24 protein-coding genes are annotated in these 19,216 nt (G+C 68.1%); 9 read left to right on the top strand and 15 right to left on the bottom strand.

The window, feature by feature from the left end:
- Nucleotides 1–38: 38 nt before the first annotated feature.
- The gene (locus tag ACFE77_RS09160; RefSeq protein ID WP_375421328.1) at nt 39–497 is read right to left on the bottom strand and encodes a hypothetical protein; all 459 of its coding nucleotides are present in this window, start codon (nt 495–497) and stop codon (nt 39–41) included.
- 327 nt (nt 498–824) lie between these two features.
- Between ACFE77_RS09160 and ACFE77_RS09155 the strand changes: the two genes are divergently transcribed.
- The 5 genes from ACFE77_RS09155 (at nt 825) to ACFE77_RS09135 (ending at nt 6,329) form a co-directional block, all read left to right on the top strand.
- A complete protein-coding gene (locus ACFE77_RS09155) occupies nt 825–1,895 on the top strand; it encodes a type III polyketide synthase (RefSeq protein ID WP_375421327.1) in 1,071 nt (356 codons plus the stop codon).
- Nucleotides 1,892–2,581 carry a methyltransferase domain-containing protein gene (locus tag ACFE77_RS09150; RefSeq protein ID WP_375421326.1) on the top strand — a complete coding sequence of 230 codons (690 nt, stop codon included), beginning with the start codon at nt 1,892–1,894 and terminating at the stop codon, nt 2,579–2,581. Before ACFE77_RS09155 ends, ACFE77_RS09150 begins: the two co-directional genes overlap by 4 nt.
- Nucleotides 2,560–3,642, top strand: coding sequence for an NAD(P)/FAD-dependent oxidoreductase (locus ACFE77_RS09145; RefSeq protein ID WP_375421325.1), 1,083 nt, complete (start codon nt 2,560–2,562; stop codon nt 3,640–3,642). The genes ACFE77_RS09150 and ACFE77_RS09145 overlap by 22 nt, the downstream gene beginning before the upstream one ends.
- A 47-nt stretch (nt 3,643–3,689) precedes the next feature.
- Nucleotides 3,690–4,094, top strand: coding sequence for a peptide-methionine (R)-S-oxide reductase MsrB (gene msrB, locus ACFE77_RS09140; protein ID WP_375421324.1), 405 nt, complete (start codon nt 3,690–3,692; stop codon nt 4,092–4,094).
- A gap of 63 nt (nt 4,095–4,157) precedes the next feature.
- Nucleotides 4,158–6,329 (top strand): PBP1A family penicillin-binding protein, encoded by a 2,172-nt coding sequence (locus tag ACFE77_RS09135; RefSeq protein WP_375421323.1) that lies wholly within the window; start codon nt 4,158–4,160, stop codon nt 6,327–6,329.
- On the opposite strand, the gene ACFE77_RS09130 is transcribed toward ACFE77_RS09135, so the two are convergent.
- Genes ACFE77_RS09130 through ACFE77_RS09120 form a run of 3 tightly spaced genes read right to left on the bottom strand, consistent with a single transcriptional unit; the run spans nt 6,305 to nt 8,003 of the window.
- Nucleotides 6,305–6,991, bottom strand: coding sequence for a M48 family metallopeptidase (locus ACFE77_RS09130; protein ID WP_375421322.1), 687 nt, complete (start codon nt 6,989–6,991; stop codon nt 6,305–6,307). The genes ACFE77_RS09135 and ACFE77_RS09130 overlap by 25 nt on opposite strands.
- Nucleotides 6,988–7,416 (bottom strand): YcgN family cysteine cluster protein, encoded by a 429-nt coding sequence (locus tag ACFE77_RS09125; RefSeq protein ID WP_375421321.1) that lies wholly within the window; start codon nt 7,414–7,416, stop codon nt 6,988–6,990. Before ACFE77_RS09125 ends, ACFE77_RS09130 begins: the two co-directional genes overlap by 4 nt.
- Nucleotides 7,413–8,003, bottom strand: a complete 591-nt coding sequence (locus ACFE77_RS09120) for an SCO family protein (protein ID WP_375421320.1) — start codon at nt 8,001–8,003, stop codon at nt 7,413–7,415. The genes ACFE77_RS09125 and ACFE77_RS09120 overlap by 4 nt, the downstream gene beginning before the upstream one ends.
- A 67-nt stretch (nt 8,004–8,070) precedes the next feature.
- On the opposite strand from ACFE77_RS09120, the gene ACFE77_RS09115 reads away from it, so the two are divergent.
- Nucleotides 8,071–8,670 (top strand): ankyrin repeat domain-containing protein, encoded by a 600-nt coding sequence (locus tag ACFE77_RS09115; RefSeq protein WP_375421319.1) that lies wholly within the window; start codon nt 8,071–8,073, stop codon nt 8,668–8,670.
- Here ACFE77_RS09115 and ACFE77_RS09110 read toward each other — a convergent pair.
- The 11 genes from ACFE77_RS09110 to ACFE77_RS09060 form a co-directional block, all read right to left on the bottom strand.
- On the bottom strand, nt 8,667–9,167 hold the full coding sequence (locus ACFE77_RS09110) for an MmcB family DNA repair protein (RefSeq protein WP_375421318.1): 501 nt from the start codon (nt 9,165–9,167) through the stop codon (nt 8,667–8,669). The genes ACFE77_RS09115 and ACFE77_RS09110 overlap by 4 nt on opposite strands.
- A gap of 63 nt (nt 9,168–9,230) precedes the next feature.
- Nucleotides 9,231–9,860: a cell wall hydrolase gene (locus ACFE77_RS09105; RefSeq protein ID WP_375421317.1), complete on the bottom strand. Its 630-nt coding sequence runs from the start codon at nt 9,858–9,860 to the stop codon at nt 9,231–9,233.
- 152 nt (nt 9,861–10,012) lie between these two features.
- Nucleotides 10,013–10,339 (bottom strand): DUF1491 family protein, encoded by a 327-nt coding sequence (locus tag ACFE77_RS09100; RefSeq protein WP_375421316.1) that lies wholly within the window; start codon nt 10,337–10,339, stop codon nt 10,013–10,015.
- Nucleotides 10,336–10,791 (bottom strand): PaaI family thioesterase, encoded by a 456-nt coding sequence (locus tag ACFE77_RS09095; protein WP_375421315.1) that lies wholly within the window; start codon nt 10,789–10,791, stop codon nt 10,336–10,338. The genes ACFE77_RS09100 and ACFE77_RS09095 overlap by 4 nt, the downstream gene beginning before the upstream one ends.
- Nucleotides 10,781–11,248 (bottom strand): PTS sugar transporter subunit IIA, encoded by a 468-nt coding sequence (locus tag ACFE77_RS09090; RefSeq protein ID WP_375421314.1) that lies wholly within the window; start codon nt 11,246–11,248, stop codon nt 10,781–10,783. The genes ACFE77_RS09095 and ACFE77_RS09090 overlap by 11 nt, the downstream gene beginning before the upstream one ends.
- Before the next feature lie 69 nt (nt 11,249–11,317).
- Complete coding sequence (gene hpf / locus ACFE77_RS09085; RefSeq protein WP_375421313.1) at nt 11,318–11,917, bottom strand: ribosome hibernation-promoting factor, HPF/YfiA family; 600 nt, start codon at nt 11,915–11,917, stop codon at nt 11,318–11,320.
- 76 nt (nt 11,918–11,993) lie between these two features.
- Nucleotides 11,994–12,686, bottom strand: a complete 693-nt coding sequence (dnaQ, locus tag ACFE77_RS09080) for a DNA polymerase III subunit epsilon (RefSeq protein WP_375421312.1) — start codon at nt 12,684–12,686, stop codon at nt 11,994–11,996.
- Nucleotides 12,687–12,693: 7 nt separating this feature from the next.
- Nucleotides 12,694–13,296 (bottom strand): dephospho-CoA kinase, encoded by a 603-nt coding sequence (gene coaE, locus ACFE77_RS09075; RefSeq protein ID WP_375421311.1) that lies wholly within the window; start codon nt 13,294–13,296, stop codon nt 12,694–12,696.
- Complete coding sequence (locus tag ACFE77_RS09070; RefSeq protein ID WP_375421310.1) at nt 13,293–14,120, bottom strand: shikimate dehydrogenase family protein; 828 nt, start codon at nt 14,118–14,120, stop codon at nt 13,293–13,295. Before ACFE77_RS09070 ends, coaE begins: the two co-directional genes overlap by 4 nt.
- A gap of 57 nt (nt 14,121–14,177) precedes the next feature.
- Entirely contained in the window at nt 14,178–14,768 is a 591-nt protein-coding gene (locus tag ACFE77_RS09065; RefSeq protein ID WP_375421309.1) for a Maf family protein, read from the bottom strand.
- 300 nt (nt 14,769–15,068) lie between these two features.
- Nucleotides 15,069–15,890 carry a pyruvate, water dikinase regulatory protein gene (locus tag ACFE77_RS09060; protein WP_375421308.1) on the bottom strand — a complete coding sequence of 274 codons (822 nt, stop codon included), beginning with the start codon at nt 15,888–15,890 and terminating at the stop codon, nt 15,069–15,071.
- 300 nt (nt 15,891–16,190) lie between these two features.
- Here ACFE77_RS09060 and hemE point away from each other — a divergent pair, with 300 nt between their 5' ends.
- From hemE to rho, 3 genes are all read left to right on the top strand, one after another.
- On the top strand, nt 16,191–17,240 hold the full coding sequence (hemE, locus tag ACFE77_RS09055; RefSeq protein WP_375421307.1) for a uroporphyrinogen decarboxylase: 1,050 nt from the start codon (nt 16,191–16,193) through the stop codon (nt 17,238–17,240).
- Nucleotides 17,237–17,698: a CopD family protein gene (locus ACFE77_RS09050; protein ID WP_375421306.1), complete on the top strand. Its 462-nt coding sequence runs from the start codon at nt 17,237–17,239 to the stop codon at nt 17,696–17,698. Before hemE ends, ACFE77_RS09050 begins: the two co-directional genes overlap by 4 nt.
- Before the next feature lie 163 nt (nt 17,699–17,861).
- Nucleotides 17,862–19,118, top strand: coding sequence for a transcription termination factor Rho (gene rho / locus ACFE77_RS09045; protein ID WP_375421305.1), 1,257 nt, complete (start codon nt 17,862–17,864; stop codon nt 19,116–19,118).
- The last annotated feature ends 98 nt before the right edge of the window (nt 19,119–19,216 follow it).

Genomic DNA, 19,216 nt, shown 5'->3' with positions numbered 1-19,216 from the left:
TCGAGCGTCGGCACCTGCGCGCTCCGACGACGAATCACTCAGTCGTCGACGCGGTCGAGATAGCCGATCACCGCGCGGTGACCGGAGTCGCTGAGCGAGATCTCGACTCGGCGGCGATCCATCGGATCGACGATCCGGTCGATCAGCTTCAGCTTGTGGAGGTGATCGATCCAGCGCTGTGAGGTGGTGACCGGCGCGCTGGTCGTCGCGACCAGCGTCTTGACGTTCATCGTTTGACGTTCCTCGCTCGCGACGTAGAGCGCCAGCAGCATGTCCCAGGCGGGTTCGTGGAAGAGTTCGGCCGGGAAATGGTCGAGCCGTGCCGCGCGCTGGGCGAGCAGACGGCGCGCGATGTCGGTGGGGCTGCGCCGGCGCTCCCCCTCACCCGTGGTCGCATTCGCGGTGTAGCGATCGGCGCGTTCGCCGAATTCCGCCGCGATCGTAGAGAGCCGTGCGGTAAGATCCCTAACCAACCCGACGATGGATTCGTCTGCCAAGATGTCGCCCCCGAAACATGTACAGCCCTCACCGCGTGGCACCGGTCCGTCGCCAAAACAAGTCAAGAAACCTAGTATACGGTTTCCTAGCGCATCAATTGCCGGCGCGACGGTCATGCAATCGATAGACTAGACGCGAGCATCGACTGAGGTTGTGGTCAGAACTCCTCATCACACCGGAAGTTCGGCCGCGGACGAACAACTTCGGCAGCGGCGACGCAGGCCCCAGTACCGCGACGTCCAACACGTCGCTTGCCGTGCGCGGGCGAACGGCGCACCCAAGAGGGGGGGTCGCGCGTTGCTGCGGTCTGCGCCGAAAGGATCCGGGTGCCCGCTTACCGTTCAACCTACCTCAATGCCGTCGCCACCGCGGTTCCCGACCACGACATCCACGACGCCTTCATCGGCTGGGCGCAGGCGCGCGTCGATCCGGCTGCGCGCGCGGTGTTCGCGAGGATGGCGGCGCGGGCGGGTATCGGCCATCGCTGGTCGGTGCTGCCGGCGACGGCGGCGGGCGGGTCGCCGGTCGCGCCAGACGGCTTCTACGGCGCAGGGTTCCCGGGCACCGCGGCGCGGATGGCAATCTATGCGGAAGCCGCACCGACGCTGGCGATCGCGGCGATAGACCGGCTGGCGGAGAAGCTCGATCTCGGCGCGATCACGCATCTGGTGGTGGCGAGCTGCACCGGCTTCGTCGCGCCGGGCATCGACCAGATCGTGGCGGCGCGGCTGGGGCTTTCGCCGTCGGTCGAACGGCTGCTGGTGGGGTTCATGGGCTGCTATGCCGCGGTCGCGGCGCTGCGGAGTGCGCGGCATATCGTGCGGTCGGATCCCGCGGCGCGGGTGCTGGTGGTGACGGTCGAGCTGTCGACGCTGCATTTGCGCGACGAGACCGCGCTCGAACCGCTGCTGGCAATGCTGCAGTTCGGCGACGGGGCAGCCGCAGCGCTGGTGACCGCAACGCCGGGCGGGATCGAGCTGGGGCAGCCGTTCGCGGCGGCCCTGCCCGACAGTGCGGAGCTGATCCGCTGGACGATCACCGACCAGGGGTTCGCGATGCATTTGTCGGGCGCGGTGCCGGGGCGGATCGCGGCGGCGCTTGCCGATCCGGAGTTCGTCGAGACGCTGACCGCGGGTCGCGCGGCAGCCGAGCTCGACTGGGCGGTGCACGCGGGGGGACGATCGATCCTCGATGCGGTGGCGAATGCGCTGGCGCTGCCCGACGACGCGCTGGCGGCATCGCGCGCGGTGCTGGCGGACAATGGCAACATGTCGTCGGCGACGCTGATGTTCGTGCTGGAGAGGGAGATCGCGCGCGCGTCGGGACGGCGCGGGGTCGCGCTGGCGTTCGGGCCGGGATTGGCGGCCGAGGGTTTCGCGTTCGGGCCGCCGTCGTGAGCCTCGCGGTGCGTGCGCAGGAGGAGGAATGGATGGACGCCGACGATCTGTCGGCGGCGACTTATACCGCGGTGGTCGGCGATCTGGCGCGGGTGAACTTGGTGACGATGGCGGCGCGGCCGACGCTGGCGTTCCTCGACCGCATCGCGACGAAGGGCGAGCGGCTGCGGCTGCTGGATGTCGGGTTCGGCGATGGCGACATGCTGCGGCGGATCGCGCGCTGGGCGCAGCGGCGGGGCGTCGAGGCGGAGCTGGTGGGGGTCGATCTGAACCCGCGCAGCGAGCTGGCGGCACGGGCGCATACCCCGGAGGGGCTGCCGATCCGCTACGTGACCGGCGACTATGCCGATCTGGCGGGCGAGCCCTGGTCGACGATCGTCAGCAGCCTGGTCGCGCATCACATGACGCATGCGCAGCTGGTCGCGTTCTTGCGGTTCATGGAAGCGACCGCGACGCGGGGTTGGTTCGTCAACGACCTGCACCGCCACGGGTTCGCGCATCGCGGCTTCCCGCTGCTGGCGCGGCTGGCGGGGTGGCACGAGATGGTCCGGCACGACGGGACGCTGTCGATAGCGCGGAGTTATCGGCCGGCCGAATGGGCGCCGATCCTGGCGGAGGCGGGGATCGAGCAGGCCCGCGTATTCCGCGCTTTTCCGTTCCGGCTGTGCGTCGAACGCCGGCGCTGATCGTCGGCGGCGGGCTGGCGGGGGCGGCGGCCGCGATCGGCCTCGCCCGCGCCGGGCTGCCGCATCTGCTGGTCGAGCGGCAGACCACCACCGGCGACGCGCTGTGCGGCGGGTTCCTGAGCTGGCGGACGCTGGATGCGCTGGCGACGCTGGGGATCGAGGCCGACGCGATCGACCCGCGGCCGATCACGGGCGTGCGGCTGTTCGCGGGCGGACGGAGCGCCGAGTCGAGACTGCCGAGGACGGCGCGGTCGGTGTCGAGGCGCAAGCTCGACGCGTTGCTGCTGACGCAGGCCGAGCGCGTGGGCGCGACGGTCGAGCGCGGGGTGACGGTCCGCGGTATCGAGGGGCTCACCGCGCGAACCGCGGACGGCGCGGAGATCGCGGCGGAAGCGCTGTTCCTCGCGAGCGGCAAACGCGACGTACGCGGGCTGGCGCGGCCGGCGGACGCGCGGGGGGTGGATCCGACGCTGGGGTTGCGGATGCGGCTTGCCCCCTCCCCTGCCCTCGACCGCGCATTGGCCGGGCAGATCGAGCTGCATCTGTTCGCTGGCGGCTATGCCGGACTGGCGTTGCAGGAGGACGGGTCGGCCAATCTCTGCCTGGCGGTCCATGAGTCGCGGTTCAAGGCGAGCGACGGGCCCGCGGCGCTGCTCGCGCAACTGGCGGCGGCGAACCCGGCGCTCGGCGAGCGGATGGCGCGGAGCGACGGCGCGCCGGTCGAGGCGATCGCCAACGTGCCCTATGGCTGGCGCGCGCAGCAGGGCATTGCGAGCCTGTTCCGCTTGGGCGATCAGGCCGGAGTGATCCCGTCGCTGGCGGGCGAAGGCATGGGCATCGCGCTGGCGAGCGGGATTTCCGCAGCCGAAGCCTACCGCCGCGGCGGTCCGGCGGGCGCGGCTGCGTGGCAGGACGGGTTCGCGCGACGGCTGCGAAAACCGATGGCGGTGGCGGGGACGATGCGCCGGATCGTCGAGTCGCGCGCGGCCCCGGCAGCGCTGCTTTTGGCGCATCCCTGGTTGATCCAGGTGATCGCGCGCGCGACGCGGATCGGCGCATGATGATGTTCGACCTTGAACTCCCCCTTCCCACTCCCGAAATCTAGGCAATGGACCAGATCAATCTTTCCGAAAACGAATGGCGCAAGAAGCTCACGCCAGAGCAGTATCATGTGTTGCGCGAGGCGGGCACTGAGCGGGCCTTTGCGGGCGCACTGAACGACAACAAGGTCGACGGCATCTATCGCTGCGCGGCGTGCGGCAACGAGCTGTTCGATTCCGCCGACAAGTTCGAGTCGGGGTCGGGATGGCCGAGCTTCACCCAACCGATCGAGGAGGGTCGGGTGTCGGATCATAGCGACGACAGTCACGGGATGCGCCGGACCGAGACGCGGTGCGCGCGGTGCGACAGTCACCTGGGCCATGTGTTTCCCGACGGCCCACCGCCGACCGGCCTGCGCTATTGCATGAATTCGATCGCGCTTGATTTCAGAGCGCGTAAGAACGGCGGGTGATCGGCGCGTCGGCGCCGATCGGCTTGTAGGTTGGGGGGTTAGCGCGTAATCGCGGTCGCGCAGATGGCTCGCGCGCGCTCAACCACCCGAACCCCCACTCCCCGCCGTACGCCGCCGCGATCGCCGTGGCGGCGGCGGCTGATCGTCTTCATCCAGGTGTTGATCGGGCTCGGCGTGCTGGCGCTGGGGGCGCTGGCGATCGCGGTCTATGTCGCGCGGTCGCAGCTACCGAGCTTCGAGGAGCTGAAATCCTCGCCCAACGGCCAAATGATCCGAGTCCATGCCGCCGATGGCACGGTGATCGTGTCGCTCGGACCGAGTTACGGCGAATGGCTGCCGATCTCCCGCATCCCGACGGTAATGCGCGACGCGACCGTATCGGTCGAGGACCGCCGGTTCCGCAGTCATATCGGGGTCGATCCGATCGGCTTGGCCCGATCGGTGAAGGTCCGATACGAGCGTGGTCGCTGGATCCAGGGTGGATCGACGATCACCCAGCAGCTCGCGCGCACCGTCTTCCTCAACAACCAGAAGAAGTTCGGGCGCAAGTTTCGCGAAGCCATCCTGGCGCTGGCGATCGAGCGTAAATTCTCGAAGGACGAGGTCCTCGAGCTATACCTCAACAAGGTCTATTATGGCGGCGGCGCGTACGGGATCGACGCCGCGTCGCGCAAATTCTTCGGTCACGGCGCGGACCAGCTGAGCCTGGCCGAGGCGGCGGTGATCGCGGGGCTGGTAAAGGCGCCGTCGAACTATTCGCCGACCGCGGATGCCGCCGCCGCCGTAGGCCGCGCGGGCGTGGTGCTGGAGACGATGCGCGAGACCGGCGCGATCACCGCTGCGGAGGCGCGCGAGGCGAATCCGGAGGGACTCGCGTTGGCGCCGGAGCCGCGCCAGAACAGCGTGCGCTACTTCACCGACTGGGCGCTGCCGCAGCTCGACATGCTGATCGACGAGACGCAGGCGCCGCTAGAGGTGTGGACCACGCTCGACCTCAACATGCAGCGCCAGGCGGACGCCGCAATCCGCGCCAATGCGCCGCCGGGTGCGCAGGGTGCGCTGGTCAGCCTCGATCGCGACGGCGCGGTGCGGGCGATGGTCGGCGGCAAGGATTATGTCGCGTCGATCTACAATCGCGCGACCCAAGCGCAGCGCCAGCCGGGATCGGCATTCAAGCTGTTCGTCTATCTCGCCTCGCTGGAGGCGGGTCACAAGCCGGAGGATTCGATCGTCGACGAGCCCGTGACGATCGACGGGTGGAGCCCGCGCAACGATTCGCGGCGCAATTCCGGGCCGGTGTCGCTGCGCACCGCCTTCGCCTATTCGCTCAACACCGTCGCGGCGAAGCTCGGCCAGGAGGTCGGCTTCAGCACGGTGGCGGACATGGCACGGCGGTTCGGGGTCACCACGCCGATCAACACGCATCCGTCGATGGTGCTCGGCACCTCCGACGTGCGATTGATCGACATGACCCGCGCGTTCGCGAGCGTCGCCGCCAAGGGCGTGGCGGTCGCGCCGTACGGGATCCTGCGCGTCACCTCGAACGGGCAGACGATCTATTCGCACGAGGTCGACCGCAGCCATGTGCTGGTCGCGCCCTATGTCGCCGCGGAAATGACCGACCTGTTGCAGACCGCGGTCAACACCGGCACCGGCCGCGCCGCGCAGATCGGCCGCCCGGTCGCGGGGAAGACCGGCACGACGAGTTCGTCGAAGGACGGCTGGTTTCTCGGCTTTTCGAGCGGGTTGACCACCGGCGTGTGGATGGGCCGCGACGATGCCAAGCCGATCGCGGGGCTGCACGGCGGCACCGCCCCGGCCAAGGCGTTTGCGGATTTCATGAAGCCCGCCACCGCGTCGCGCCCGATCGAGCAGTTCGAGACCCAGGTGACCTTGCCGGAATGGCAGCTGGAGCCGGACGAGGAGAGCTATTTCGGCAATCCCGACAACGGCATGATGGTCGATCCCGACGGCAACCCGATCGCGACCGACGTCGAGCGGCCGGGATCGGCGGACGACCAGCCCGAGCCCGCGCCGCCGGGTGCCGGTGATGACGCCAATGATGATCGGCGCGAACCGCAGGCGCTAAATCAGGACTGGATCGATCGGGTGACCGGCCGGCCTGCGCCGCGCGAGGTTCCGGCCAACCGCCAACCCCGCGACCAACCCCGCGACCAGCCCCGCGATCTACCGCGTTTGCAGTCGGTGCCTCAGGAAGAACGCCCCAACCAGTGAAGCGCGGTGCCGTTGGTGCGCAGCCAGTGGCGCGCCGGGGTGGGGTCGGTACCGAGCAGGTCGGCGACCAGCGTGTGGAAGGCGGCGCCGTGATTCATATGGACGCGGTGCGCGACTTCATGCGCGACGGTGGCGCGCCGGACCCAGCCGGGGGCTAGGATCAGCCGCCAGCTGTAGCGTATCACGCCGCTCGACGCGCAACTGCCCCAGCGACTGCGCGCGTCGCCGATCGCTACCTTGGCGACGGCGACCCCCGCCAGCGCGGCGAATTCGTGCGTCTCGGTGGTGAGCCGATCGAGCGCGGTGCGCTTCAGCCAGGCATCGACGCGGCGCGGCAGGGTCTCGATCGGGCCGGACAATCGCAGTGCGTCGCCTTCGACGACGACGCGGCGGCTGCTGCCCGGCGTCCAGACGATGGTCAGCGACTGGTCCGCGACGGTGAGCGTCATGCCGGGCACGAAGGGCTGCGGCCGGGGCAGGCTTTCGCGTTGCGCAGCGAGCCAGCCGGCCTTGCCTTCGGCCCAGGCCAATGCAGATTTTAGGGCGGCGCGGCGCGGCAGGATCAGCTTGGCACGGCCACTCGCGGGATCGAGCGAAAGGCGGATGTGCCGCGCGGTCGGGTGCCGGACGACATCGACGTCGATCAGCGACGTTGGCGTCAAAGGACCCGATCGACCATATGGTCCTCGAGATCGCCGACTTCGTCCTCGCTGACCGTCCAACCGCGTACCGATTCACCGGCGCGGTGGACCGCCTCGCGATCGCCGCTCACGAGGTAATGCCAGTCGGGCAGCGGATCGCCTGCCGCGCGTAGCCGGTACGCGCAGGTCGAGGGCAGCCAGTCGATCCCGCGGACGTTGCCGGTGGTGAGGCGGACGCATTCGGGGACATAGGCGCGGCGGTGGCGATAGTCCGAACATTGCCCCGATCGGCGATCGAGCAACCGGCAGGCGACGTTGGTCGCGACAAGTTCGCCGGTATCCTCGTCCTCCAGCTTGTGGACGCAGCATTTGCCGCAGCCATCGCACAGCGCTTCCCATTGGCCGCGGTCGAGCCGTTCGATCGGCAATTCCCAAAATTTGATCATTTCGCCCAATGCTCGATCTCGGCGGCGACCGCTTCGGCGCCCTGTTCCTGCGGCAGCAACGCCAATGGCTTGCCCTTCGGATCCATCAGATAGGCCTGGCGGCTGTGGTTTACGAGATAGCCGCCACCGGGCGACGCATCGCCGCGGCCGTAGAAGATCGCATAGCCCTTCGCGACCCGTGCGATCGCATCGGCGCTGCCGGTGAGACCAATCATGCGCGGGTGGAAGGCGGCGACGAACTGCTTGAGCACCGCGGGGGTGTCGCGGGCGGGATCGACCGTCACGAACACCGGGACGACGCGCGCACCGAGTGCCGGGTCGTTCTTCTCGACCAGCTTGACCGCATTGCCGATCACCGCGACGTCGGTCGGGCAGACGTCCGGACAAAAGGTGTAGCCGAAATACATGATCCGGTACTTGCCCGCAAAGCTGTCGTTCGTAATGGCGCGACCGTTCTGATCGACCAGCGCGAACGGTCCGCCGATCCGCGCGCCCGCGAGCGGCGGGTTTTCCTGCTTGGCGGGAACGGCTGGCTGACATGCGGCAAGCGCCAATGCGAGCCATGGTGCGACGCGGAAAATGTTCATGACCGGGGCAGCATTGATCTGATAACGCGCGTCACGCAAGGTTCCGGCTTACAAGGAAAACTACGCCATGTTCCGCAACTCCCTCGTGCTCGGGATCGCCATCGTCGGTATGGCCGTCCCCGCCACCGCCCAGCAGCAGTCGGAAGGCTATAAGTTCCTGCAGGCGATCCGCGATGCCAAGGGCAACGACGTGCTGGAGATCCTCAACAAGCCGGGCAGCACGATCATCAACACGCGCGACCGCACCAGTGGCCAGGGCGCGCTGCACATCGTCGCGGCGCGCGGGGACGAGGTCTATACGCGGTTCCTGCTGCAGAAGGGCGCGGACGCGAACATGCGCGACGGGCGCGGCAACACGCCGATGCTGATCGCGGTGAACAAGGGTTTCAACGGGCTAATCCCCGTGCTGATCGAGGCGAAGGCCAACCCCAATATCGCCAATACCGCGGGCGAGACGCCGCTGATCCGCGCGGTGCAGAACCGCGATTTGGCGACGATCCGTATCCTGCTGGCGGATGGCGCCGATCCCGACCAAGCCGATATCATCGCGGGCATGTCCGCGCGCGACTATGCGGCACGGGATTCGCGCAACCCTGCGGTCGCGAAGATCATGGCGGAGACGCCGCGCAAGGCGGCGCGCCCTGCGGTGGCGGGGCCGAAGCTTTAGGCGTTCGCGAGCGTCAGGGCTTCGGGGTCGACGAGGCCGGCGACCCGGCGCGCGGCGCGGCGGGCGAAGCCGAGGGTGCAGCGTTTGCGGACATGGGCGGGCAAGGCGACGGTATGCGCCTCGCGGACGATCTCCGCGTCGTAGCGGTCGGCGACGATCACGCCGGTGCGCGCGGGCAGGAATGCGGGGGTATCGAGCGGCGAGGTGTCGAAGCCCGCAGGTAGCGCCCAGTAGAAGCGGTCGCAGCAGGCGAGATAGTCCGGCCATTTGCCGGCGCCCATCAGGTCGGCGCGCGACACCTTGATCTCGACGATGACGATCTGGCCGCGAACGTCGAGCGCCATGAGATCGGCGCGACGACCCCCATCGAGCGGCACCTCGGCGATCGCGGCGAGATCATGCCTGAGCAGCATCCGCGTGACGCCGCGCGCGACATCGGCAGCGCACAGTGCAGGGTTGCGGTCGTCGGCGCACGAGGCGGGTGCGGTGTCGAGCATCGCGCCGGCATAAGAACATTGCACGAACGAGGCAACCCCGACGCGGAGCGCCTCGTCGATCGTTCAGCGGTAGAAGACGTGGTTGCCGATCGCCGCGATGCGCGTCAGGCGCGCTGCGGGCGCCCGGTTCGGCGTGTTGAAGTAGAGCGCGCGCGGGGCGGGGCTGTCCCAGGCGGCGGCAAGCGCGACCTTGGCGACGGCGACCGCGGTGCGCCAGGTGGCACGGCCCTCGTCGATCGAGGGGATCGAACCGCCGCGGACGAAGCCGAACTGGCCGCGCTGGGTAACGACCGAGCAGATCTGGGTCGGGAAGCGACCCGATTTGCTGCGGTTGATGATGACGTTGGCGACCGCGAGCTGGCCCGACAGCGGCTCGCCCTTCGATTCAAAGTAGATCGCGCCGGCGAGGCACCGCACCGCTTCATCGGCATCGGCCGAACGGTGATGATCGACCGCCTCGGCAAGGCTGCCGAACGTGGCGGACTCTTCCGCGGCGGGAGCGGTTTCGGTGGGGGTGGCTGCCGTCATGGCGGGAACAATGGCGGGGGTAAGGACGTTATTTGAATCCAGACCGGGAGCAGGGATCGCGGTGCGATCGAGCTCGGTAGCTTTGCCGGGTGCGCTGGTGCCAATGAGCGCGGCAATCGAAAAGGTCATCGCCGCGATGGTGGCGGCGCGATTCAGAAACGTCATTCAACCAAGTCGACATGCGGTTGGACCACGGACCCGATCGGCAAGCGATCGTCCGGGCATCCCCCCGACTGCGTCACCGATACGGATCGCACCCGCATTCGGCACAACGCCAATTCACATGCCGATCGCTCTTGGGGCCGATCGGTTCGCCGTCAATCGACGAGCATCGTTTCAGCGGCGAATCGTTCTGCATCCGGGGTGTTCAGTTCGATCACCCACAGATCCGGGTCGCGTTGCCGCCGCCGCTGCCAGTAATCGGCGACGTCGTCGGCCGGAGTCGAATCGATCAGTGCGACCTGTCCGTCGGCACCGATCCCGCGTTCGACCAGGCGTTCCCGGCCGTCGCGGTCGGCAAGCAGAAGCAGCACCGACCCGGCCTGCGCGTCGCCCTTGGCGAGCACCGCCGCGAAGCCGCCGGAGTCGTTCACGCGGCGGAGCAGTGCCCCCACGAGCAGACCGGTCGGCAACCGCGCGCTCATTTGGTGCGGTAGCCAGGGAGTTCGCCGAGCGGGATTTGCGACCGCATGAAGGTGCCGGTGCCGCGCGCCGCCTCCTCCCCATCCGCGTCGATCAACCGCGCATCGGCGACGAAGACGCGGCGGCGGCCGCTCGCCCAGCGGCCTTCGGCGGTCACCGGTCCGGCCTTCAACGGCTTGGTGAACAGCAGGTTGAACGCGGTGGTGAGGAGGAAGCGATCGGTGACGAGGCTGTTGGCCGCATAGAAGGCGGCGTCGTCGAGCATCTTGAAATAGCTGGTGCCGTGGACCGCCCCCGCGGCGTGGAAATGGCGTTCGTCGAGATCGAAGCTGATCCGGGCGACGCCGGGTTCGGGTATCTCGAGGCGCGATTCGAACAGCCGGTTGATCGGCGCCGCGGCGTAGAGCGATTCGAGCGCCCGGAAATGCGCGGCGGCGCCGGCGTCAGGCGGCATCGCGCACATGGTCTGCGGTGAACAGCGCGTAGATCGCATCGGGCGACCCCGCTCCACGCAGCTTAGCGAGGAACAGGCGATCGCGCAGCCGCCGCGAGACGCGGGCGAGCGCCTTCAGATGATCCGCGCCGGCATCAAGCGGCGACAGCAGCAGGAAGACGAGATCGACCGGCATGTCGTCGACCGCGGCGAATTCGATCGGCTGGGCGAGGCGGACGACCATTCCGGTGACCGACGAGATGCCCGCCAGCTTGGCATGCGGTATCGCGACGCCGCCGCCGAACCCGGTCGACCCGAGCTTCTCGCGCGCGGCCAGGCGATCGGCCACGTCGCGCGCGTCGACCCCGAACAGCGTCGCCGCGACGGTGGCGAGATGCTGGAACAGGATCTTCTTGTTGGCGGCGGGGACGTCCTTCAGGACGGCATCGTGACGCAGCAGGTCGCTGAGATCGGTCATTCTACTCTCTTGAGGCAGTTGCCCGGCCGCGCCGTAGCGGGCCGGGCAGGCAAGCACCAGTCAAGCAGGTTAAGCGCGCGCGGGCTCCGCGTGGCGCTGCGGTTCGACCCAGCCGATCGTGCCGTCGCCGCGGCGATAGACCATGTTGTACGCGCCGGTGCCGGAGTTGCGGAACAGCAGCGCCGCGGTGTTGCGCAGATCGAGCATCATCACCGCATCGGACACCGAGGCGTCGGGGACGTCGACGCGGGTTTCGGCGACGATCAGCGGTGCGTCGCCAACGTCTTCCTCATGCGCGCTTTCCTGGAACAGGGTGTAGCCGGCATTGTCGTAGGCGCCGCTCTCGGCGATCTCGATCGCCTCGTCGGCATGGCGATCCTTCAGCCGGCGCATGTAGCGGCGCAACTGGGTCTCGATCTTGGTGGCGGCACCGTCGAACGCGGGGTGCGCGTCATAGGCGTCGCCGCGGCCCTTCAGGACCAGCCCCTTCATCACATGGGCGACGATATCGCAGGTGAAGCCGGCGTCGTGCGGGCCCTTGCCGAAGGTGACTTCCGCCGAGATCGCGCGCGCGAAATACTTGTCGGCGATACCCTGAAGCCGGTCGCTCACATGATCCTTGAGCGCGTCGCCCGTGTCGACTTGGTGACCAGAGATCCGGATATCCATTCTATTCTCCTTGGATCGGACGGTCCTGTTGGCTCCGTCCGCGAAGCGCCACCCGGGCGCCGCGGCCCCCCTTTGATCAAGCTCCCCGACCGGTGTCCCAGATCGGGTGATCGATCTTGGTCATGAACGCGGCATGCGCGGCCAATTCTCCCTCGCTCACCGCGAAAATCCGCGGTTCGCGGACCGTCACCGGTGCGCGGGTCGCAGCCATCGCGGGGATCGCCGCGGCGACGTCGCTGACCAGGCCGAGGCCGATCTGGCGGCCGCCGGTGAGTTCGACATAGACCTGCGCGAGCAGTTGCGCGTCGAGCAGCGCGCCGTGGAGGACGCGGTGGCTGCGGTCGATGCCGAACCGCGAGCACAGCGCGTCGAGCGAATGCTTGGCGCCGGGATGGCGACTGCGCGCGATCTGCAGCGTGTCGACCATCCGCGACATATGGACGACGGGGCGCCCGCACCGGCCGAGCTCGCCATTGAGGAAGGAGAAGTCGAAGCTCGCATTGTGCGCAACCAGCGGCGCGTCGCCGATGAAGTCGATCAGATCCTCGACCGCGTCGTGGAAGCAGGGCTTGTCGGCGAGGAACGCCGCGGACAGGCCGTGGACCGCGAACGCCTCCGCCGGCATGTCGCGCTGCGGATGATAGTAAGCGTGGAAATGCCGGCCGGTTTCGCACCGGTTGAACATCTCTACGCAACCGATCTCCACCATCCGGTCGCCGCCCGCGAAGCTGAGCCCGGTGGTTTCGGTGTCGAAGACGATTTCGCGCATCGGGATGTTATCCGCCTTTGCCGGGCGCGAGGCAAGCGACGAGGCGACGGACCGCGGCACGGGTTTCGACGAGTGGCACGTCAGTGGCGATGACGTGATCGGCGCGCGCGCGCTTCTCCGCATCGGGGAGCTGGCGCGCGAGGATCGCGGCGAACTTGGCGTCGTCCATGCCGGGGCGGGCGAGCACGCGGGCGCGCTGCACATCGGCGGCGGCGGACACCACGACGACCTTGTCCACCGCGCGATCCCCACCGGTTTCGAACAAGAGCGGGATGTCGAAGATCACGAGCGGGGCGTCGGCGTGACTGGCGAGGAAGGCGGCACGATCGGCGCCGACCGCGGGATGGACGATGCCCTCCAGCCGCTTCATCGCGGCATCGTCGCCGAGCACCGCGCGGCCGAGCAGTGCGCGGTCCACGCCGCCGGGGCCGGTGGTGCCGGGAAAGGCCGCCTCGATCGAAGCGACGAGACTGCCGCCCGGACCCTGGAGGCGGTGGACCGCGGCGTCGGCGTCGAACACCGGCACGCCTTCATCGGCGAACATCGCGGCGACGGTCGACTTGCCCATGCCGATCGACCCGGTCAGCCCGACGACGATCGGGCGGATCATGCGAGCAGCAGGGCGCGGAGTTCGTCGTCGCGGTCGCGGGGCGGGGCGGCGCCGAAGAAGATCTCGAACGCGACCGCGGCCTGGCCGACCAGCATCTCCAGCCCGTCGATCGTGTCGAGATCGCGCGCGCGGGCGGCGGCGAGCAACGGGGTTTCGAGCGGCGCGTAGACGATGTCGTAGACCACCGCGTCGTCGGGCAGCGCGCCGAGATCGAGGTCAAGCGGCGGCTGGCCGGTCATGCCGAGCGTGGTGGCGTTGACGAGCAGCGCCGATGGCGGTGCGGCGGGGCCGATCGGAAGCGAACGGCCCTTCAGGTCGAACGCGGCGAGCAGCGCGGCGCCCTTCAGCGGGTTGCGATTGAGCATCGTCACCGGGCCGACGTCCATCCGGGTGAGCGCGAACAGGATCGCGCGCGCCGCACCGCCGGCGCCGACGACGGTGACGGGCTTGCCCGCGAGATCGAGGCCGTCGAGCGGAACATAGAAGCCGGCTGCATCGGTGTTGGTGCCGACCAGCGCGCCGTCCTCTGCGCGGAATACGGTGTTGATCGCGCCGATCGAGGAGCGGACGTCGCCGCGGTCCTCGATATGGTCGAGCGCGGCGATCTTGTGCGGCACAGTGATGTTGCAGCCGCGCCAGGCGGGGTCGGCGGCGCGATCGGCGAAGAAGGCGGCGAGATCGTCGGCAGCGACGCGGGTCTTGCGGTATTCGCCGTCGATGCCGAGCGCGGCGAGCCAGAAGCCGTGGATGATCGGTGATTTAGACTGGGCGATCGGATCGCCGATCACTTCTGCGTAGGAGCCGGGAGCATGGGGCTTGGTCATCGGTGCACCCTTCCAAGAGTCACAAGAGTCGCACCTATTACGTGCGGGCGTGCGGGATCATGCGGGCAGGATGCCGCGGACGCGCAGGAAATCGAGCACCGGCAGCAAGGGCAGCCCGAGAATGGTGAAGTGGCTGCCGCCGATCCGGGAGAAGAGTTGCACGCCGGGTCCCTCGATCCTGTAGCAGCCGACGCAGCCTGCGATCGCGGGCCATTCGCGGTCGAGATAGGCCTCGATGAACGTGTAGGACAGGGGGCGGACCTCCATCGTCGCGGCTTCGACGTGGCGCCACACCGCGCGGCCGTCCTCGGCGATCACCGCGGCGCTCCAGAGCTGGTGGCGAGCGCCGGACATGCGCGCGAGGTGATCGGCGGCTTCGTCGCGGGTGGTTGGCTTGTCGAGCAGCGTGCCGTCGGCGAGCGCGACGACGCTGTCGCTGCCGAGGACCAGCGCATCGGGGCGGCGTTGGGCGATCTTGACCGCCTTCAGTTCGGCGAGCGCGTCGGCGAGGTCGCGGGGCTTGAGATGCGCGAGCGCGGCCTTGGCGGCGTCTTCGTCGACCCCGGCGGCGACGGCTTCGAACGGCACGCCCGCGGCGGCGAGCATCGCGCGGCGGGAGGCGCTTTGCGAGGCAAGGATGAGGGTCATGGGGTGGTTTTTCCTCCCTCTAGCTCGTCATCCCGGCGAATGCCGGGACCCATGGGTGCGTGCGGCTAGTGGATCGCGCACCAGTAGCGACATCCTGTCCGTGGGTCCCGGCGTTCGCCGGGATGACGGAGTTCAGGGGGGAACGAGACCGACCACCACCACATTCCGCACCACCCCGGCGGAGGCCGGGGCCCAGGTGGGAAGGAAGATGTAATGTAGAGCTGCGCTCCGTTACCCTCGTTTCCCGACTGGGCCCCGGCCTTCGCCGGGGTGGTAGAAGGTCAGAAAGCCAATTGATCATCACGCCACGCCCCCGCTGCGGCGTTCGTTGCACAGCGCGATGATCGCGGCGGCGGTTTCCTCGATCGAGCGGCGGGTGACGTCGATCACGGGCCAGCCATTGTCGGCGAACATCCGGCGCGCGAAGGCGAGTTCGCGGGTGACGGCTTCCTCCTTGACATAGCTGGTGTCGGGGTGCTGGTTGAGCGACAACAGGCGGTTGCGGCGGACCTGGATCAGGCGATCGGCGCTCGTGGTGAGACCGACGATCAGCGGGTTCTGCAGCGTGTAGAGGATCTTCGGCGGGGGGCTTTCGACGACGATCGGAATGTTCGCGGTCTTGTAGCCACGGTTGGCGAGGTAGATCGAGGTCGGGGTCTTGGAGGAACGCGAGACACCGGCGAGGACGATGTCGGCTTCCTCCCATTCCTCCCAGGCGATGCCGTCGTCATGCGCGATCGTGAACTGGATCGCGTCGACGCGCGCGAAATAGGCGGCGTCGAGGACGTGCTGGCGGCCGGGGCGCGCCTTGGCCTGCTGGCCGAGCAGCCCCGACAGCGCGTCGTTGACCGGATCGAGCGGCGCCACCGCGGGCAAGCCGAGCGCAAGGCAGCGTTGTTCGAGGATACGGCGGGTCGCGGCGTTGACCAGCGTGAACACCACCAGTCCGGGGTTCTGCGCGATTTCCTGGAGGATGCGTTCGAGATGCGCCTCGGTTCGGACCATCGGCCAGAAATGGCGCACGGTCTCGACATCGTCATATTGCGCGAGCGCGGCCTTGGCGATGTTCTCCAGCGTCTCGCCGGTCGAATCCGACAGGAGGTGGAGATGGAGCCGGATCATGCGCGGCGAGGGTGATGCCGGGTCCGGGATGGATCTGTGGACAACATGCGCGCAACCGCTAGCGCAACTCGCCAGCGCCGCCAAGCGAGGCGGGCCTGGTGGACAAGTCCCGACCTATCCACAATCCGCTCCACAGGCGCAGGTTTCGTCAACATGCGGTGGATGCCGGGGATAACTCCAGCGAATCCCGGCGAAAGCGCGACTGCTTGCCGGTCAAGCTGTTGATGGTTACGGCACCACCAGCCTTGTCCCGCGACCCACGTGCCAACCACTACATCAACTCTCTTTAACTCTTTCTTAATGGAAAGAAGGACGCTGACCGATCCAGTCTTCAAGCCGTTGCTCGCGACCCTGCGTGGCGAGCGCCAGCCGGTGGCCCCATTGTGGCTGATGCGTCAGGCTGGCCGGTATCTGCCCGAATATCGCGCGTTGCGCGCGGACAAGGGCGGCTTCCTGGCGCTGGCGACCGACCCGGAGGCCGCGGCGGAAGTGACGTTGCAGCCGATCCGGCGGTTCGGCTTCGACGGCGCGATCCTGTTCTCCGACATCCTGATGGTGCCCTGGGCGCTGGGGCAGGACCTGACGTTCGGGGTCGGCGAGGGGCCGCGGCTGGAGCCGGCGCTGGTGGATGCGGCGCTGGACGGGCTCACGCGGGTGCCGGAGCGGCTCGAGGCGGTCTACGCGACCGTCGCCAGGGTCGCGGCGGCGTTGGCGCCTGAGACCACCTTCCTGGGCTTTGCGGGGTCCCCCTGGACGGTCGCGACCTACATGGTCGCGGGGCGGGGATCGAAGGACCAGGGCGAGACGCGGCGCTTCGCCTATAACGATCCGGTCGCGTTCGCCGCGATCATCGATGCGATCGTGACGATGACGATCGACTATCTCGCGCGGCAGATCGAGGCGGGGGTCGAGGCGGTGCAGTTGTTCGACAGCTGGGCGGGGAGCCTTAGCCCGGCGCAGTTCGAGCGTTGGGTGATCGCCCCCAATGCGGCAATCGTTGCGGGGCTGCGCGCGCGGTGTCCGGGGGTGCCGATCATCGGCTTTCCGAAGGGCGCGGGGGGCAAGCTGCCCGCCTATGCCGGGGGGACGGGAGTGGATGCGATCGGGCTCGACGAGACGATCGATCCCGATTGGGCCAACGCGGTGCTGCCCGAGGGGATGCCGGTGCAGGGCAACCTCGACCCCTTGGCGTTGATCGCCGGGGGTGAGGCGCTGGCGAGCGCCGTGGCACGGATCACGGCGGCGTTTCCGACGCGCCCGCACGTCTTCAACCTCGGCCACGGGATCCTGCCCGACACGCCGATCGCGCATGTCGAGCAGTTGATCGGCCTGGTGAGGGGCAGCGTATGAGCGGGTTTCTCGGCGGCGCCTATGACTGGGTGAAGGCGGCGCATCTGATCGTCGTGATCTTCTGGATGGCAGGGCTGTTCATGCTGCCGCGTTACCTCGTCTATCACCAGGAGGCGCTCGCAGCGGGGCGGCGCGACGAAGCGGCGCTGTGGGTGGAGCGCGAGGGTAAGCTGCGATCGATCATCCTGTCGCCGGCGATGATCGCGGTGTGGCTGTTGGGCCTGATGCTCGCGGTCAATCTCGGGTTGCTGGAGGGCGCGCCGGGGCTGGGGTGGCTGCATGCCAAGCTGGCGCTGGTGCTGCTGCTGTCGGGCTATCATGGCTGGGCGGTCGGCTATGCGCGCAAGCTGGCCGCGAACCGGCCGACGCTGGCGGGGCGGACGCTGCGGATGCTGAACGAGGTGCCCGCGTTCGCGACGATCGCGATCGTGTTGCTGGTGATCGTCAAGCCGTTCTGAGCGGGTGCTACTGCTCGCCGCTTGACTAAATCGGCGGCGTTACTTACCCCTCGACCAGCACCGAGCGACGTCCTGTCGTATCGCGCCCTCCCTCTAGCTTGTCACCGCTGCTCCTGCCGCCGGTCGAGCCATCCCCCCGAACTACACGCATCCGGATTTTTCCATGCATCTCAAAGATTTGAAGAAGAAGACGCCCGCCGAGCTGGTGAGCATGGCCGAAGAACTGGGGGTCGAGGGCGCATCGACACTGCGCAAGCAGGACCTGTTGTTCGCGATCCTGAAGGTCCAGGCCGAGAATGGCGACCAGATCTTCGGGGTCGGCACGATCGAAGTGCTGCAGGACGGGTTCGGGTTCCTGCGCAGCCCCGAGGCGAACTATCTCGCCGGGCCGGACGACATCTATATCTCGCCCAACCAGGTGCGGAAGTTCGGGCTGCGTACCGGCGATACCGTCGAGGGCGAGATCCGCGGGCCGAAGGACGGCGAGCGTTATTTCGCGCTGGTGCGGCTGGTCACGGTCAATTTCGACGATCCCGATGCGGTCCGCCACCGCGTCAATTTCGACAATCTGACGCCGCTCTATCCTGAGGAAAAGCTGACGCTGGATCCGCAGGATCCGACGATCAAGGACAAGTCGGCGCGGGTGATCGACATCGTCTCGCCGCAGGGCAAGGGCCAGCGCGCGCTGATCGTGGCGCCGCCGCGGGTCGGCAAGACCGTGCTGCTGCAGAACATCGCGCGCGCGATCACCGACAATCACCCCGAGGTGTTCCTGATCGTGCTGCTGATCGACGAGCGGCCCGAGGAAGTCACCGACATGCAGCGCAGCGTGAAGGGCGAGGTGGTGTCGTCGACCTTCGACGAACCCGCGCAACGTCACGTCCAGGTCGCCGAGATGGTGATCGAAAAGGCCAAGCGGCTGGTCGAGCACAAGAAGGACGTCGTGATCCTGCTCGATTCGATCACCCGTCTGGGCCGCGCCTACAACACCGTGGTGCCGTCGTCGGGCAAGGTGCTGACCGGCGGCGTCGACGCCAACGCATTGCAGCGGCCGAAGCGCTTCTTCGGTGCGGCGCGCAACATCGAGGAAGGCGGATCGCTGTCGATCATCGCGACCGCGCTGATCGATACCGGCAGCCGCATGGATGAGGTGATCTTCGAAGAGTTCAAGGGCACCGGCAATTCGGAAATCGTGCTCGACCGCAAGGTGGCCGACAAGCGGATCTTCCCGGCGCTGGATGTCGGCAAGTCGGGCACCCGCAAGGAAGAGCTGCTGGTCGACAAGGCCAAGCTGTCGAAGATGTGGGTGCTGCGCCGGATCCTCATGCAGATGGGGACGGTCGACGCGATGGAGTTCCTGCTCGACAAGATGAAGGATTCGAAGACCAACGAGGATTTCTTCGACAGCATGAATCAGTAGCCGTGCACGGCCTGCGCCATGCTGGCGCAGGACTCGTGCCGGCTCGGCCGGCGGGGCATGGCCCCGGCCGACGGCGCGGGCTTCGCCTGCGCCCCCTT

It is taken from the genome of uncultured Sphingomonas sp. (assembly GCF_964243315.1).
Classification (GTDB): Bacteria; Pseudomonadota; Alphaproteobacteria; order Sphingomonadales; family Sphingomonadaceae; genus Sphingomonas.
The sequence above is the reverse complement of the archived record's forward strand: the minus strand, read 5'-3'. Positions and strand labels throughout refer to the sequence as shown.